General features: G+C 67.0%; 14 protein-coding genes and 3 tRNA genes. 6 read left to right on the plus strand and 11 right to left on the minus strand.

All coding sequences use genetic code 11. From position 1 onward, the window contains the following. The first annotated feature begins 49 nt into the window (after positions 1 to 49). Together CAL12_RS04825 and CAL12_RS04830 are read left to right on the plus strand one after the other, a co-directional pair. Positions 50 to 1330, plus strand: coding sequence for a RidA family protein (locus tag CAL12_RS04825; protein ID WP_086063452.1), 1281 nt, complete (start codon positions 50 to 52; stop codon positions 1328 to 1330). 68 nt (positions 1331 to 1398) lie between these two features. Beyond that, the gene (locus CAL12_RS04830) at positions 1399 to 1896 is read left to right on the plus strand and encodes a TspO/MBR family protein (protein WP_086063453.1); all 498 of its coding nucleotides are present in this window, start codon (positions 1399 to 1401) and stop codon (positions 1894 to 1896) included. A gap of 290 nt (positions 1897 to 2186) precedes the next feature. Here CAL12_RS04830 and CAL12_RS04835 read toward each other — a convergent pair. The 4 genes from CAL12_RS04835 to CAL12_RS28005 form a co-directional block, all read right to left on the minus strand. After that, positions 2187 to 2263: transfer RNA gene (locus tag CAL12_RS04835), tRNA-Asp, on the minus strand. A 66-nt stretch (positions 2264 to 2329) separates the two neighbouring features. After that, positions 2330 to 2405 (minus strand) — tRNA-Glu (locus tag CAL12_RS04840). A gap of 45 nt (positions 2406 to 2450) precedes the next feature. Next, a tRNA-Ala gene (locus tag CAL12_RS04845) sits at positions 2451 to 2526 on the minus strand. 28 nt (positions 2527 to 2554) lie between these two features. Next, positions 2555 to 2755: a hypothetical protein gene (locus tag CAL12_RS28005; protein WP_157792890.1), complete on the minus strand. Its 201-nt coding sequence runs from the start codon at positions 2753 to 2755 to the stop codon at positions 2555 to 2557. A 43-nt stretch (positions 2756 to 2798) separates the two neighbouring features. Here CAL12_RS28005 and CAL12_RS04850 point away from each other — a divergent pair, with 43 nt between their 5' ends. Continuing rightward, positions 2799 to 3806, plus strand: coding sequence for an aldo/keto reductase (locus CAL12_RS04850; RefSeq protein WP_086067680.1), 1008 nt, complete (start codon positions 2799 to 2801; stop codon positions 3804 to 3806). 86 nt (positions 3807 to 3892) lie between these two features. On the opposite strand, the gene lnt is transcribed toward CAL12_RS04850, so the two are convergent. From lnt to miaB, 5 genes are all read right to left on the minus strand, one after another. Next, positions 3893 to 5521, minus strand: a complete 1629-nt coding sequence (lnt, locus tag CAL12_RS04855) for an apolipoprotein N-acyltransferase (RefSeq protein WP_086063454.1) — start codon at positions 5519 to 5521, stop codon at positions 3893 to 3895. Further along, on the minus strand, positions 5518 to 6411 hold the full coding sequence (locus CAL12_RS04860; protein ID WP_086063455.1) for an HlyC/CorC family transporter: 894 nt from the start codon (positions 6409 to 6411) through the stop codon (positions 5518 to 5520). Before CAL12_RS04860 ends, lnt begins: the two co-directional genes overlap by 4 nt. A 139-nt stretch (positions 6412 to 6550) precedes the next feature. Continuing rightward, positions 6551 to 7057: an rRNA maturation RNase YbeY gene (gene ybeY, locus CAL12_RS04865; RefSeq protein ID WP_086063456.1), complete on the minus strand. Its 507-nt coding sequence runs from the start codon at positions 7055 to 7057 to the stop codon at positions 6551 to 6553. Next, positions 7047 to 8063, minus strand: a complete 1017-nt coding sequence (locus CAL12_RS04870) for a PhoH family protein (protein ID WP_086063457.1) — start codon at positions 8061 to 8063, stop codon at positions 7047 to 7049. The genes ybeY and CAL12_RS04870 overlap by 11 nt, the downstream gene beginning before the upstream one ends. After that, complete coding sequence (miaB, locus tag CAL12_RS04875) at positions 8063 to 9505, minus strand: tRNA (N6-isopentenyl adenosine(37)-C2)-methylthiotransferase MiaB (RefSeq protein WP_086063458.1); 1443 nt, start codon at positions 9503 to 9505, stop codon at positions 8063 to 8065. The genes CAL12_RS04870 and miaB overlap by 1 nt, the downstream gene beginning before the upstream one ends. 169 nt (positions 9506 to 9674) lie before the next feature. Here miaB and CAL12_RS04880 point away from each other — a divergent pair, with 169 nt between their 5' ends. Next, a complete protein-coding gene (locus tag CAL12_RS04880) occupies positions 9675 to 10424 on the plus strand; it encodes a phosphatase PAP2 family protein (RefSeq protein ID WP_086063459.1) in 750 nt (249 codons plus the stop codon). A 26-nt stretch (positions 10425 to 10450) separates the two neighbouring features. Here the strand turns inward: CAL12_RS04880 and CAL12_RS04885 are convergent, their stop codons facing one another. Then, positions 10451 to 10834, minus strand: a complete 384-nt coding sequence (locus CAL12_RS04885) for an RNA-binding S4 domain-containing protein (RefSeq protein WP_086067681.1) — start codon at positions 10832 to 10834, stop codon at positions 10451 to 10453. A 71-nt stretch (positions 10835 to 10905) separates the two neighbouring features. Beyond that, complete coding sequence (locus tag CAL12_RS04890; RefSeq protein ID WP_086063460.1) at positions 10906 to 11820, minus strand: SMP-30/gluconolactonase/LRE family protein; 915 nt, start codon at positions 11818 to 11820, stop codon at positions 10906 to 10908. Positions 11821 to 12030: 210 nt separating this feature from the next. Here CAL12_RS04890 and CAL12_RS04895 point away from each other — a divergent pair, with 210 nt between their 5' ends. Continuing rightward, the gene (locus CAL12_RS04895) at positions 12031 to 12837 is read left to right on the plus strand and encodes a transporter substrate-binding domain-containing protein (protein ID WP_086063461.1); all 807 of its coding nucleotides are present in this window, start codon (positions 12031 to 12033) and stop codon (positions 12835 to 12837) included. Positions 12838 to 12864: 27 nt separating this feature from the next. Continuing rightward, a complete protein-coding gene (locus tag CAL12_RS04900; protein ID WP_157792891.1) occupies positions 12865 to 13722 on the plus strand; it encodes an FRG domain-containing protein in 858 nt (285 codons plus the stop codon). The last annotated feature ends 110 nt before the right edge of the window (positions 13723 to 13832 follow it).

Genomic DNA, 13832 nt, shown 5'->3' on the forward strand with positions numbered 1-13832 from the left:
GTGGTGGCGGAACAAATGACCGCCCCCAAGGCAATAATTTGGAGACAGCATGCCTTTCCAGCGCTATGGGATCCGCCGCTACGGCAACGGCGACATCATTCACGTGCCTTTCGTGCGCGCGGGCCATTGGGTGTTCGGCACGGGCCTGCGCGCCGTGCGTCCCAACGGGCTGGCAGACCCTGCCGTGCTGCGCGCCGATCACCCGCTGGGCGCGCCGCCACAGGCGCAGCGCGAAGCGCAGGCCATCTTCGACACCATGCGCCGCCACCTGGAAGAAGCCGGCAGCGGCCTGGACCGCGTGGCGCGGCTGGACCAGTACTACCCGGACCCACGCCACGTCGATCCTTACCACGTCGCCCGCAAGCAGGCGCTGGCGGGGCAGGTCGCGCCCAGTACCTCGGTCATCGTCGACCGCCTGCTGAACCTGGACGTCTCCATGGACGTGCAGGTCATGGCCGCCACCGCGGCCAGTGGCTACACCGTGGAAAAAGCCGGCACCGGCAAGCTCAACGTCCCGCAGACCTCGGGCTATGCGCCCTGTCTGCGCATGGGCGACATGATCTTCGTCGCCGGCCAGCTGGCGCGCGACGCCAGCGGCAACATCGCGCCGGAAGCCCAGGTGCCGGCAGGCCAGATGTGGAACGGCACGCGCATCAAGCTGGAAACCGATTACCTGGTGCAGAAGCGCCTGGTGCCCGCGCTGGACGCGGCGGGCAGCCGCCTGGACCTGGTGCTGAAGGCCCAGGTCTACCTGAGCCATCACGAAGACCTGCCCGCGTTCTGGCAGTCCTGGTCGCGCGCCTTCGGTGGACGGGTGCCGCCCACCACCGTGGTGCCCGTGCGGCATCCGGGCTTCGGCACGCGCGACGCCACCATCGAGGTCAACCTGGTCGCCGCCCACGAATCCGCCGCCGACCGTGTACGCGACGTCGAATGCGACGTGTCGCTGATCGCCACCGACATGTTGCCGGCGCGCGTCTTCGACGGCGTCCTGTTCGTGGCGGGCCTGATGGGCATCGAGGATGGCGGTTTGTGCGCCGGGTGCCATGTGCACCCCAGCGCGCCGTTCTATGACGACCCGGTGCAGGCACAGATGCGCGATATCCTGGAAAAGGCAGCGACGATTTTCGCCGCCGCCGGCACGGAGCTGGCCTACGTCACGCGCGCGCTGCATTTCCATGCCGACCTGGCGGATTTCCGCCGGGGTTATGTGGCCTGGGACCCGGGGCTGCGTCGCACCGGCTTGCCTTTCAGCGCCATCCAGGTGGCGGACACCCTGTTCCTGCCGGGCGCGGCCGTCATTCTGGATCTGTGGGGTTACGTGCCCTGATCCGGCCCGCCGATCGGTCGGATCGGGGCGTGCTGTAATCCGTTCTCCCATTCAGCACACGACCACCTATGCCATTCCTTTCGATGCGACAACAGATCCTGGGCTTGATCGGCTGGCTCGCGGTCGGCTTCGCCACGGCGGCCACCGGGGCTATCGCGTCCGTCCAGGCGGCGCAGTTCTATGGGCAGCTCACCCGGCCTGATTGGGCGCCGCCGGCGGGGGTGTTCGGCCCGGTCTGGAGCACCTTGTATGTCTTGATGAGCGTCGCGGCCTGGCTGGTCTGGCGCGAGGGCGGCTGGCGGATCCACGCCAAACCACTGGCGCTTTTCCTGGTGCAGCTCGTGGTCAACGCGCTCTGGAGCTGGCTGTTCTTCGCATGGCATCTGGGCGCCGCCGCCTTCGTCGATGTCTGCCTGCTGCTACTGCTTATCGTCGCGACGCTGGCGGCGTTCTGGCGCGTGCGGGCGCTGGCGGGTGTGCTGATGCTGCCTTACCTGGCGTGGGTGGGTTTCGCCACCGCGCTTTGCTATAGGACGTGGCGCTTGAATCCGCAGTTGCTGGGATAGAAGAGTGCGCGGCCGGATGCCATCGATCGACGGCGACATCGATTGTAAGCCCGGCGGCTGGATCCCATTCAGCAAGCGATCGATGCGGACATCGCAATCGCATGTCCGCATCGGACGGTCGTGCCGATTTTGTACCTAGGAAGCCGATCCGCGCAGTGTGTGCCGAGCAGGCGTCGCGCTCACGGGACGGCTCGAGATCGACAGGCCGTTCCAATGCAAAAAGCCCTGATTTCTCAGGGCTTTCAGCGTGATCGCTGTTGTGGGTAATCCATCGACAACGATCTGAATTTTGGCGGAGCGGACGGGGCTCGAACCCGCGACCCCCGGCGTGACAGGCCGGTATTCTAACCAACTGAACTACCGCTCCGCAGCGGCGTATTTTGTACAGCATCGCGAACGACGCCGGACTTTACAACCTTGCCAGCGATGAAGCTGGCGTCCCCTAGGGGATTCGAACCCCTGTACTCACCGTGAAAGGGTGATGTCCTAGGCCTCTAGACGAAGGGGACTTGAACTCGTCTTGTACTGCGTTTTTACTGCACTTCGCTTTCGACTGGTGGAGGTAAGCGGGATCGAACCGCTGACCTCTTGCATGCCATGCAAGCGCTCTCCCAGCTGAGCTATACCCCCGTGTATTCGCGATACTGCTGACGAAATACTAGCCAAAATCCTGCAAAATCAGTGCTTGGGTGCAGCGATAAAACTGTTCGTTGCGACTGTTCTTGCCGGCTTTTGTCTGTGCCGTTGGCGAAGAAACGAGATTATGCACGACTTTTTTGGGGCGTGCAAGTTGAGCTGGGCCGGGCATGCGATATGCCGCCGGGCCCTTTTCAGGAGAACGAATCAGGAGGCCTAGCATGAGTCCGACTTCCTTTCCGGTGCGTCCCCTGGGACGTACCGACATGAACATCACGCGCGTCGGATTCGGCGCGTGGGCCATCGGCGGCGCCGGTTGGGCCGCGGGCTGGGGCGCGCAGGATGACGCCGATTCCATCGCGGCGATCCGCCATGCCGTCGATCGCGGCGTCAACTGGATCGACACGGCAGCCGTGTACGGCCTGGGCCATTCCGAAGAACTGGTGGGCCAGGCATTGAAGGATATAGCGCCCAGCCGGCGTCCCTATGTGTTCACCAAGTGCGGCCTGGTATGGGACGAGCATGCGCCCACCGCGCCGCCGCGCCGGGTCGGCGCCACGCGCAGCCTGCGCGCGGAGCTGGAAGGCTCGCTCAAGCGCCTGGGCGTGGAGCGCATCGACCTGTACCAGATGCACTGGCCTGCCGGCGACGGCGCCACGTTGGCGGAATACTGGCAGGCCTTGCTGGACATGAAGGCCGAAGGAAAGGTACGCGCCATCGGACTGTCCAATCACAACGCCGCGCAACTGGAAGACGCCGAGCGCCTGGGTCACGTCGACACGCTGCAGCCGCCGTTTTCCGCCATACGGCGGGACGCCGCCGCCGACCTGCTGCCCTGGTGCCTGGATCACGCCACGGGCGTGATCGTCTACAGCCCGATGCAGTCGGGGCTATTGAGCGGGGGCTTCAGCCAGGCGCGCGCCGCCGCCTTGCCCGAGGATGACTGGCGCTCGCGCAACCCTGAATTCACCGGCGAAAACCTGCGCCGCAACCTGGAGCTGGCCGACGTGCTGCGGCGCATCGCCGAGCGGCATGGCTGCACGGTGGCCGCCGCGGCGATTGCCTGGACATTGGCCTGGCCCGGCGTGACCGGCGCCATCGTCGGCGCGCGGTCGGCGGGGCAGGTGGACGGCTGGCTGGGCGCCGCGACCCTGGAGCTCGACGAGCAGGACATGGCCGAGATTGCGTCCTTCATCGAGCTGAGCGGTGTGGGTACGGGGCCTTCGTCGCCGCAGCGCCAGGCAGGCGCGGACCTGCCGCTGCGCGAACGCTGAACCGCGGCGGGCGCGCGCGCGCCCGGCTTCACGTCTGAGACGGGCCGGTTCGGTGCGGCCCGGGCCACAGGCCGCGGCGCACTGCCTTATGCAGAAACAGTGCGCCGGCGCGTCGCCAGCAACCCCAGCAGTCCCAGCGCCACCAGTCCCATGATGGCGGTGTTGCCGGTGCGGACATAGGGCGTCAGGCCCGTGGTTCCCTGGACGGAGGTCGCCAGCGCCGTCATCTGCATCGTCGGCGCCTGGGCCAGCACATGGCCTTGCGGATCGATGGACACCGTCAGGCCGGTGTTGGTCGCCGCCAGCATGGGCCGCGCGGTTTCCAGGGTGCGCATGCGACCGATCTGCAGATGCTGCCGCAAGGCCCAGGTATCGCCGAACCAGCCCAGGTTGCTGAGGTTCACCAGGATGGACGCCCCGGGTTCGCCCTGCGGCCCCGGCCGCAGGGCCGGCAGCAGTTCTTCGCCGAACAGGTCTTCGTAGCAGATGTTCAGCGCCAGGCGCTGGCCCGCGATGTCGAAGGGCACTTGGCGCGCGTCGCCGCGATCGAAGTCGCCCAGCGGAATATCCAGCATGCGTACGAACCAGTGGAAGCCGGGCGGCACGAATTCGCCCCAGGGCACCAGGTGGCGCTTGTCGTAGCGCATGGGCAGTTCGCCGGTGCGCAGCGCTTCCGGCGACGTGTTGGCGTCGAAGGCCACTGCGCTGTTGGTGTAGCGGTCGCGGCCGTCCACCACGCGGTGCAGGGGCACGCCCATCACGATGGTGGCGTTGCGTTCTTCGGCGATGCGGCGCCACAGGTCCCAGGCGCGTGGGTCGAGCTGGTCCTGGAAGACCGGCAATACGGTTTCCGGCAGGATGATGACCTGCGGCGCGGCTTCGCCCGGGGCGGGCGGCAGGGCCGCCTGGTTCATGTGCTGCAGCAGGCCTCTTTCCATCTGGGCGGGATCGAACTTCTGCGATTGTTCGATGTTGCCCTGGACCAGCCGCACCCGCAGCGGCGCGCCATCGGGCCGCGACCACGCGATATGCGACAAGCCCCAGCCCGCCAGCGCCGCCACGATCGCCAGCGCGGCGGCCATGCCGTCGCGCGGGTCGCGGGACGTTTCGGCCGGTCGCCAGAGCACCGCCAGGGCGGCGGCCGCGAAGGCGGCCAGCCAGGCGACGCCGTACACGCCCAGCACCGGCGCCCAGCCCGCGTACGGGCTGTCGACGTGGGCATAGCCGATGTTCAGCCAGGGGAAGCCGGTCCATAGCGTGCCGCGCACCCATTCGAGCGCGGCAAGTCCGCAGGCGAAAGCCAGCGCCGCGCGCAGCCGGCGCCTGGGCGCGGCGTCCGCGCGCAGCGGCGCGAGCCAGCGGCCGAGCACGCCGCCCAACGCGGGGAACAGCGCGATGAACGCCGACAGCGCCAGCACGCCCGCCACGGCCAGGGGTGACGACAGGCCGCCGTAGTCGTGCATGCTGACGTACAGCCAGTACAGGCCCAGGGCATAGCACGCGAAGTGAAAGAGCCAGCCGTCCCATAGCGCGCGGCGCAAGGTGGGCGCCGCCAATTGGCGGCGCGCCACGATGGCGAGCATCAGGACCTGCACCAGCGCCAGGGCGCCATCGGGTAGCGGACCCGGGGCGAAGGTCAGCGCCTGTACGGCGCCGGCCACGATCATGCACGCCGCGCCCGCGATCCGGGGGGCGCGCGTCTTCAGGCTGCTCATTCTGATTCGGAGGAAGCGGTGGATGGCGGATTGGGCGGCAGCCGCTTCACGCGCAGCCACAGCGCGCGGCGAGGATCCGCGCGGACGACTTCGAAACTCAGGCCGTCGCGCTCGGCGTGGTCGCCGCGGCGCGGGATGCGGCCGAGTTCGCCGCCCAGCCAGCCGCCGATGCTGTCGTATTCATCGTGCGGCAGCGCCAGGCCGAAGGCCTCGTTAAATTTTTCGATGTCGGTGCTCGCCTGCACCCGCCACTGGTTCTCGCCTTCGGCGAATATGGTGGCTTCCTCGTCTTCGTCGAATTCATCCTCGATATCGCCGACGATTTCCTCCAGCACGTCTTCCATGCTGACCAGCCCGGCAATGCCGCCGTATTCGTCGATGACGATGGCCAGGTGGTTGCGGCTTTCGCGGAAATCGCGCAGCAGCACGTTCAGGCGCTTGGATTCGGGGATGAAAACAGCCGGCCGCACCAGCGAGCGCAACTCGATATTCGGTTCGAGCATGCAACGCAGCAGGTCCTTGGCCAGCAGGATACCGATGATGTTGTCGCGGTCGTCCTCGAATACCGGAAAGCGCGAATGCGCGGTATCGATGATGACGGACAGCAGATAGGGCAGGGGCTGCGCGATGTCCAGCAGGTCCATGCGCGAACGCGGCACCATGATGTCGCCGACGGTGCGCTCCGACACGGCGAGCGCGCCCTTGATCATCGCGTACGACTCGGCGTCCAGCAGATCGCGTTCGTGGGCGGCTTCGAGGATCGCCTTGATGCCTTCGCGATCTTCGGGTTCGCGGCGAACCAGGGACAGCAGGCGGTCGAGCAGGGATTTGGTGGCGGGCTTGGCTTGACGCGTGGAATCCGCGTCGTTCGCAGGGTAGGGGTCAGGCATCGTCCAGAGGACAAGTTACAAAGAATCCAGCATAACCGATGTTGCGCGGCGCTTTTGTAACTGCGCGGCGGGGATAACCCCAGTAGGGGCCGGCGCTCACTGCGCGCGGGCCCGTGGCGGGCGCCGCGACCGCCGCCGCCTACTGCGGCTCGTAGGGATCGGCGATGCCCATCCCGGCCAGCACGCGGGTTTCCAGGGCTTCCATGCGCTTGGCGTCGCGCGCCTTGATGTGGTCGTAGCCCAGCGCATGCAAGGCGCCGTGCACCGTCAGATGGGCGGCATGGTCCAGCGGCGTCTTCCGCTGCTCGCGCGCCTCGCGCCGCAGGACCGGCAGGCAGAGCACGATGTCGCCCCGGGCCACCGCGTCCGGCCCGACGCCGTACTCGAACGTCAGCACATTGGTGGCATAGTCCCGCCCACGGAACGCGTGGTTGAGCTGGCGGCCTTCCGCCTGCCCGACGATGCGCAGGCTGATTTCCGCGCCCTGGAATCCGACCAGGCCATCGTCGCGCGCGGCCTGCAGCGCACGCTGGATCCAGCGGCGCAGCCGCCAGCGCGGCAAGGTGGGTGCTTCGACGGCGTACTGCACGGAAAGCGACAGATCGACGGAACCGGCGCCCACGCCATCAGCGACGCTATTCCTCATCCGCCGCGGCCTTGTCGTAGGCGTCGACGATGCGCGCGACCAGCGGGTGGCGGACCACGTCGCGGCTGGTGAAGCGAGTCGTGGCGATGCCCTGCACTTCTTCCAGCACCCGCACCGCGTGCGCCAGGCCGCTTTGCTGGCCACGCGGCAAGTCCACCTGTGACGGATCGCCGGTGATCACCGCCTTGCTGCCGAAACCGATACGCGTCAGGAACATCTTCATCTGTTCCGGCGTGGTGTTCTGCGCTTCGTCCAGGATGACGAAAGCATGGTTCAGCGTGCGGCCGCGCATATAGGCCAGCGGCGCGATCTCGATGGTCTGTTTTTCGAACAGGCGCTGCACCCGTTCGAAGCCCATCAGGTCGTACAGGGCGTCATACAGCGGGCGCAGATAGGGATCGACCTTCTGCGCCAGGTCTCCCGGCAGGAAGCCCAGGCGTTCGCCGGCCTCGACAGCCGGGCGCGTCAGCACCAGGCGTTGCACGGTGTCGCGCTCCATGGCGTCGATGGCGCAGGCCACCGCCAGCCAGGTCTTGCCCGTGCCGGCCGGTCCGATGCCGAAGGTGATGTCGTGCTTGAGGATGTTTTCCAGATAGTCGCGCTGGCGCGGCGTGCGCGGACGCAGGTCCGAGCGACGCGTGCGCAGGGCGATGAAGTCGCGGTCGTCGTCCAGGGCGGGCATCGCGCCGGTACCCGAGGCCTGCGTGGCGCCCGGCGAGCCGCCGACGCGGCCGATGCCGATTTCCACCAGGCCCAGCTGGATGTCGTCGACGGACAGGGGCTTGCGGGCCGCCTGCTCATCGAAGCGGCGCAGCGCCTGCGCCGCCAGTTCCGCCTGTTCGCCTTCCAGCGTGACGCGGCTGCCGCGGCGGGTCAGCTTGACCGCCAGGCCATCGGCCAGCTGGCGCAGGTTTTCATCGAGAGGACCGCAAAGATTCGCCAGCTGCGCATTGTCGCCGCTGAGCTGTACGGTGATGCCGGGCTGTTTGCGGGGCGCGCCTGCCATTACGCGGCCTCCCCGGTGTCGCCGGAGACCGCCACCCGTCCGCGCAGGGAGTTGGGATAGGCCTCGGTGATGACGATGTCGACCATGTGGCCGATCAGCCGCGGCGGCGCGGCGAAATTGACGATGCGGTTGTTTTCCGTGCGGCCCATGAGTTCATTCGGATCGCGGCGCGAAGGTCCTTCGACCAGCACGCGCTGGGTGGTGCCGACCATGGCGCGGCTGATCGCCGACGCCTGTTCGGCGATGCGCGCCTGCAGCCGCTGCAGGCGCTGCAGCTTGAGGGTCTGTGGCGTATCGTCGGCCAGGTCCGCCGCCGGCGTACCGGGACGGCGCGAGTAGACGAAGGAAAACGAGGTGTCGAAGCCGACGTCGTCGATCAGCTTCATGGTTTTCTCGAAGTCTTCTTCCGTTTCCCCGGGGAAGCCGACGATGAAGTCGGACGACAGGGTCAGGCCGGGGCGCGCCTCGCGCAGGCGGCGCACGATGGACTTGAATTCCAGCGTGGTGTAGCCGCGCTTCATCGCTGCCAGTACGCGATCGCTGCCCGCCTGGACCGGCAGATGCAGGAAGGACACCAGCTTGGGCAGCCGGGCATAGGCCTCGATCAGCCGCGGCGTCATCTCCTTGGGGTGCGAGGTCGTGTAGCGGATCCGTTCGATGCCGGGAATGTCATGCACGTATTCCAGCAGCATGGCGAAATCGGCGATCTCGTCGCCATCGCCCAGGCGGCCGCGGTAGGCATTGACGTTCTGGCCCAGCAGCGTGACTTCCTTCACGCCCTGGTCGGCCAGGTCGGCGATCTCGACCAGGATGTCGTCGAAGGGCCGCGAGACTTCGTCGCCACGGGTGTAGGGTACGACGCAGAAGCTGCAGTACTTGCTGCAGCCTTCCATGATGGACACGAAGGCGGTCGCGCCGTCGACGCGCGGCGGCGGCAGCGAGTCGAATTTTTCGATGCTGGGAAAGCTGATGTCCACCTGGGCGCGGCCCTCGGCCTCGCGCTGGCGGATCAGCTCTGGCAGCCGATGCAGGGTCTGCGGACCGAACACCACGTCGACGTACGGGGCGCGCTTGACGATGGCTTCGCCTTCCTGGCTGGCCACGCAGCCGCCGACGCCGATGACCAGCCCGGGCTTGGCCTTCTTGAGCTGCTGCACGCGGCCAAGGTCGGAGAACACTTTTTCCTGCGCCTTTTCGCGCACGGAACAGGTGTTGAACAGGATGATGTCCGCGTCTTCCGGCGTGTCGGTCAGCTCGACGCCCTGCGATTCACGCAGTACGTCCACCATTTTGTCGGAGTCGTACTCGTTCATCTGGCAACCGAAGGTGCGGATGAACAATTTGCGGGGCGTATCGGAATCCGGGCCAGCGGACAGGGAAGGGGAAGCGTCGGCGGACGCCGGCGCCAGTGCGCCGTCGCGCGCGAGTATGGTTTCTTGCATGTCGGAAGCCGTGACGGGTGTAGATCCCGGGGGCAGGGGAGAAAAACAGAATTTTACCCCGGATGCGCCGTTGTCTTGGTATTGTCTCGGTCCGGTCCTAGCATGAGGCCGGATACGCGGCCGGCCGCACGGGGCGGCGCCGCGCAATCGACAGGGATGACGAGGGGACATGGTCCAGAACACGGCCTTGCGCGGCGAAGCGCAATCCAGCCAAGGGGCGCCGCGCGACCGTAGGGCGGCACGCAATCGATGGGTGGCCGGCTGGCTGCTGGCCCTGCTGCTGATCGGCGGCCTGGCCGCATTCGTCGACCTCCCCCTGGCCAGGTACCTCCACGCCAATGTGTCGCCGGCCGTGGACAACGCCTTCGAATGGATAGGCGAGCTGGGCGATAGCAACAACTACGCGTGGGTCGTGCTGGCGGTCTATATCGCCGCGCTGGTGGCGATGCGGCGCGGCAGCGACGGCGCCTGGATCGGCGGCTACGAGCGGGTGGTACGCGGCAGCCTGCTGCTGATGGGCGCCTGGATCGCAGGCGGCATCGTCACGGGGCTGCTCAAGCAGACGGTGGCGCGCGCCCGGCCCTATGTGTTGTTCGAGCAGGGCTACTACGGGCTGGGACACGCCTTCCAGGGCAAGCCTTTCAACTCTTTCCCGTCCAGCCATTCCCTGACGGCCTTCGTGCTGGCGTCGGCGATCGCGGTGGTGGCGCCGCGCTGGCGGCTGCCGGTGTTCACGCTGGCGGTGCTGGCGGGCATCAGCCGCCTGGTCAACCTGGATCATTTCGCTTCCGACGTGGCCGCGTCGGCGCTGATCGCGATCACCGCCGTGCACGTGCTCAAGCCGTGGTTCCTGGATCCCGCCTATCGGTGGCCCACGCGGCTGCCCTGGCGCTGGTTCCGGCGCGGCGCGCGGCCCTGAGCCACGGCGCGGCCGAACTGGTCAGCCTATTTACCGCGCCACTGATCGATCAATCGGCGGTCGCGCTTGGTCGGGCGGCCTTCGACGATATCGAGGGCAGGTTCGGGTGCCAGGCGGCGCATTTCGGCGGCCCGTTCGCGGGCGGCGATGCTTTCGGGGGTTTCGTCGTACATCAGGCGCGCCGCTGTGGCGGGGCCGCGTATGGTGCTGACCGCGCGGACCAGCACGCGTATGGGCGGATCGTTCTTGCGCAAGGTGATGTAATCGCCTTCGCCCACGTCGCGCGCCGGCTTGGCGGGCTGGTCGTTGACCAGCACCCGACCCTTGCCGATTTCCTCGACCGCCAGGGCGCGCGTCTTGTAGAAGCGCGCGGCCCACAGCCATTTATCCAACCGTATCTTGTTCGTCATGGAGTCCTCGGACGTCATCGGCGGTTTTGTCGTGGCGTCCCGTCACACGTTCCATGCCCGCGCGGCGCGGCTCATCCTCGCGGCGGCGCCAGCGGATTCCTGACCCGGTAGAGACTTCCTTCGTCGTCATCGATGGTGCCGTAGACCCAGGCCTGATCCGGCGAGATCGCCAGATTGGCATGGTGGGTGCCCGGCAGGGACTGCGTTGCCAGCAGGCGACCATCGGCGCCGAACACGGCAAAGCCGTCGCCATTGTAGAGACTGACGTACACATGGCCCGAGGGATCCGTACGTACGCCATCCGGGGTATGGCGTCCGCCGCCCGGCAGCCGTTGGCCATGGCCCAGATCGTCCAGCACCAGGAAATCCCGCCGCCCGGTCAGGCTGCCGTCCGCCGCCACATCGAAGCGCAGCAGCTTGTCCGTGGTGCTCTCGCCCAGGTAAAGGGTACGGCCATCGGGCGACAGGGCCACGCCGTTGGCATTCTGGACGTGGTCCACCACCATGTCGGCCCGCGCCAATCCCGCCGCCAGGTGATACAGGCGGCCCTCTATCCCCTGCGCGCCGCCGGAAGCGGTGAAATAGGCGCCGCCATGGCCGTCCGGCGCCAGATCGTTGGGGCGGATCAAAGGCTCCCCCTGTGCGCCCCTATCCACGGTACGCAGCAGCCGGCCATCCAGCGTACGCTGTTCCACCGTTCCGGCGTCATAACAGGCGACCAGCATCGTGCCGTCCGCCAGCGGCAGCAAGCCATTGGGGCCGCAACCCGCCGATTGCCACGCGCGGACGGCCGACCGGTCCGCGCCCAGGCGAAGCACGGCGGACGTGCCGTAGTCCACGAAATAAAGCGTGTCGCCGACGAACACGGTGCCTTCGGGGAACTGCAAGCCGGACGCGAAGCGCTCCGCGTCGCTGGCGGGCGCCGCATGCAGGGGGGCGCATAGCGCCATCAGCACAAGCAATAGATAACGCATGGGATAACGCATGGATCGATGCTCCTGGAAAGCCGTCCCCCCGGGCGCGGCCTACCTTCGACGGCCCGCGCGCGCGGCAGTTCCCCTCCCGCCCGCAAGCCGTGCAAACCCGCAATGTATACCCCCACGCAAGCGATTACAGTTGTCAGTCGGACCGTCCACGTCCCGCGCCCTCGGCGGTCCGCGGTACCGCACAACTCCAATACCAAAGGAAACCCGGCCATGAAAATCCTTGCCGCTTTGATCCTGCTCTCCGTCCAGGCCCTGGCATACGCCCAGGCGCCCATGGCCGGCGCGCCCGCCACTCCACCTCCCGCCGCGAATTCCGCGCTGGGCCGGATCGAGCAAGCGGGCGTGCTCCGCGTCTGCACGCCCGGCGACTACAAGCCTTTCAGCTTCCAGCACGCGCCCGGGGAATTCGAAGGCATCGATATCGACCTGATGCAAAGCCTGGGCACGGCGCTGAAGGCCAAGCCGCAGTTCATCAAGACCACCTGGGCCAACCTGATGCCCGACTTCGTCGCCGGCAAGTGCGACATCGCGGTGGGCGGGATTTCCGCGTCGCTGGAACGCCAGAAGCAGGCTTACTTCAGCATGCCGTACATGATCAATGGCAAAACCCCGCTGACCCGTTGCGAAAACGTGGCCAAATTCCAGACCGTGGAGGCGATCGACCAGCCATCGGTGCGCGTGATCGCCAACCCCGGCGGCAGCAACGAACGCTTCGCCAAGACCAGGCTGAGCCACGCCAAGCTGACCATGCACCCGGACAACCTGACCATCTTCGACGAACTGGTCAAGGGCCAGGCCGACGTATTCGTCACCGAAGCGGCTGAAGCCATCGTGCAGAGCAAGCTGCATCCCGAGCTGTGCGCGGTGAACCCCGACAAGCCGTTGCAGTATGCGGAGATGGCGTATCTGCTGCCGCAGGGCGATGAAATCTTCAAGCGCTTCGTCGACCAATGGTTGCACCTGGCGCAAGCCAGCGGCGAATACGCGCAGATCAGTGGAAAATGGCTGGGCAAATGACCCATCCCACCACCTGAAGGACGGCGCTTGGAGACCATCACCGAGTACAAGCTGTGGTCGTTCACCGGCGGCTCGCCGGTGGCGACCGTGGTGCAGCGGCAGGACTATCGCAAGGCCGACGCCTATCCGGTCGGCTCGTACTTCGAGCTGGCCACCAGGATCGCCGAACTGCAGTTCCACAACCGCGACCACATCCTGCTGTTCCGCGGCCAGGCGGCCGACCATCGCAATCGTGCCGGCTACACATCGCTGAAGCCGACGATACTGCGCGGCAACGGCGGCAAGAACCCCAGTCTGGACGAGCTGCGTAAACGCTACGCCAGGTTGACCGCGGCCGAAAAAATCCTGGCCGAGGAATACCTGGGGGCGGGCTTCCTGGGCCTGGAACGCGTGGGCCGCCACGGCATGGTGCGCTGGGCGATCCTGCAGCATTACGAAATCTGCGCCACGCCGCTGCTCGACGTCACGCACTCGCTGCGCGTGGCGGCATCGTTCGCCAGCCACGATGCGCGGGACGAGGCCTATGTCTTCGTCGTAGGCGTGCCGTATCTGAGCGGCGGCATTACCGTCAGCGCCGAATCCGGCCTGCAGACCATCCGCCTGTCCAGCGTCTGCCCGCCATCCGCCGCGCGGCCGCATCTGCAGGAAGGCTATCTGCTGGGCGAATATCCGGAGATGTCAGGCATCGGGCAGAAGGCGCTGTACCTGCATCACGAAATGGATTTCGGGCGGCGCCTGGTGGCCAAGTTCCGCTTCGATCCCGGGCAGTTCTGGAAGGGCCACAGCTTCCCCATCGTGGGCAGGCACGAGCTGTATCCGTCCAGCGACCCCATGCTGGACCTGGCGCGGCGGGTTAGCGCAAGACTGGCGCACGAAGAACGCTGAAGGTCGGCGCCGCCAGCGTGGCGCCAGTCCTGGCCGCTGCCTGGCGCGATGAGCACGCCAGGACGTCGCAGCACGCCAGATTCGTTGGATATCGGTTCAGCGACGATTAA

Source organism: Bordetella genomosp. 8, from assembly GCF_002119685.1.
Lineage (GTDB): Bacteria > Pseudomonadota > Gammaproteobacteria > Burkholderiales > Burkholderiaceae_B > Bordetella_C.

Coding starts and splice junctions, on each gene's coding strand:
- CAL12_RS04825 (WP_086063452.1), top strand. CDS start 50: ATGCCTTTCCAGCGCTATGGGATCCGCCGCTACGGCAACGGCGACATC.
- CAL12_RS04830 (WP_086063453.1), top strand. CDS start 1,399: ATGCCATTCCTTTCGATGCGACAACAGATCCTGGGCTTGATCGGCTGG.
- CAL12_RS28005 (WP_157792890.1), bottom strand. CDS start 2,755: ATGCTAGGCCTCCTGATTCGTTCTCCTGAAAAGGGCCCGGCGGCATAT.
- CAL12_RS04850 (WP_086067680.1), top strand. CDS start 2,799: ATGAACATCACGCGCGTCGGATTCGGCGCGTGGGCCATCGGCGGCGCC.
- lnt (WP_086063454.1), bottom strand. CDS start 5,521: ATGAGCAGCCTGAAGACGCGCGCCCCCCGGATCGCGGGCGCGGCGTGC.
- CAL12_RS04860 (WP_086063455.1), bottom strand. CDS start 6,411: ATGCCTGACCCCTACCCTGCGAACGACGCGGATTCCACGCGTCAAGCC.
- ybeY (WP_086063456.1), bottom strand. CDS start 7,057: ATGAGGAATAGCGTCGCTGATGGCGTGGGCGCCGGTTCCGTCGATCTG.
- CAL12_RS04870 (WP_086063457.1), bottom strand. CDS start 8,063: ATGGCAGGCGCGCCCCGCAAACAGCCCGGCATCACCGTACAGCTCAGC.
- miaB (WP_086063458.1), bottom strand. CDS start 9,505: ATGCAAGAAACCATACTCGCGCGCGACGGCGCACTGGCGCCGGCGTCC.
- CAL12_RS04880 (WP_086063459.1), top strand. CDS start 9,675: ATGGTCCAGAACACGGCCTTGCGCGGCGAAGCGCAATCCAGCCAAGGG.
- CAL12_RS04885 (WP_086067681.1), bottom strand. CDS start 10,834: ATGACGAACAAGATACGGTTGGATAAATGGCTGTGGGCCGCGCGCTTC.
- CAL12_RS04890 (WP_086063460.1), bottom strand. CDS start 11,820: ATGCGTTATCCCATGCGTTATCTATTGCTTGTGCTGATGGCGCTATGC.
- CAL12_RS04895 (WP_086063461.1), top strand. CDS start 12,031: ATGAAAATCCTTGCCGCTTTGATCCTGCTCTCCGTCCAGGCCCTGGCA.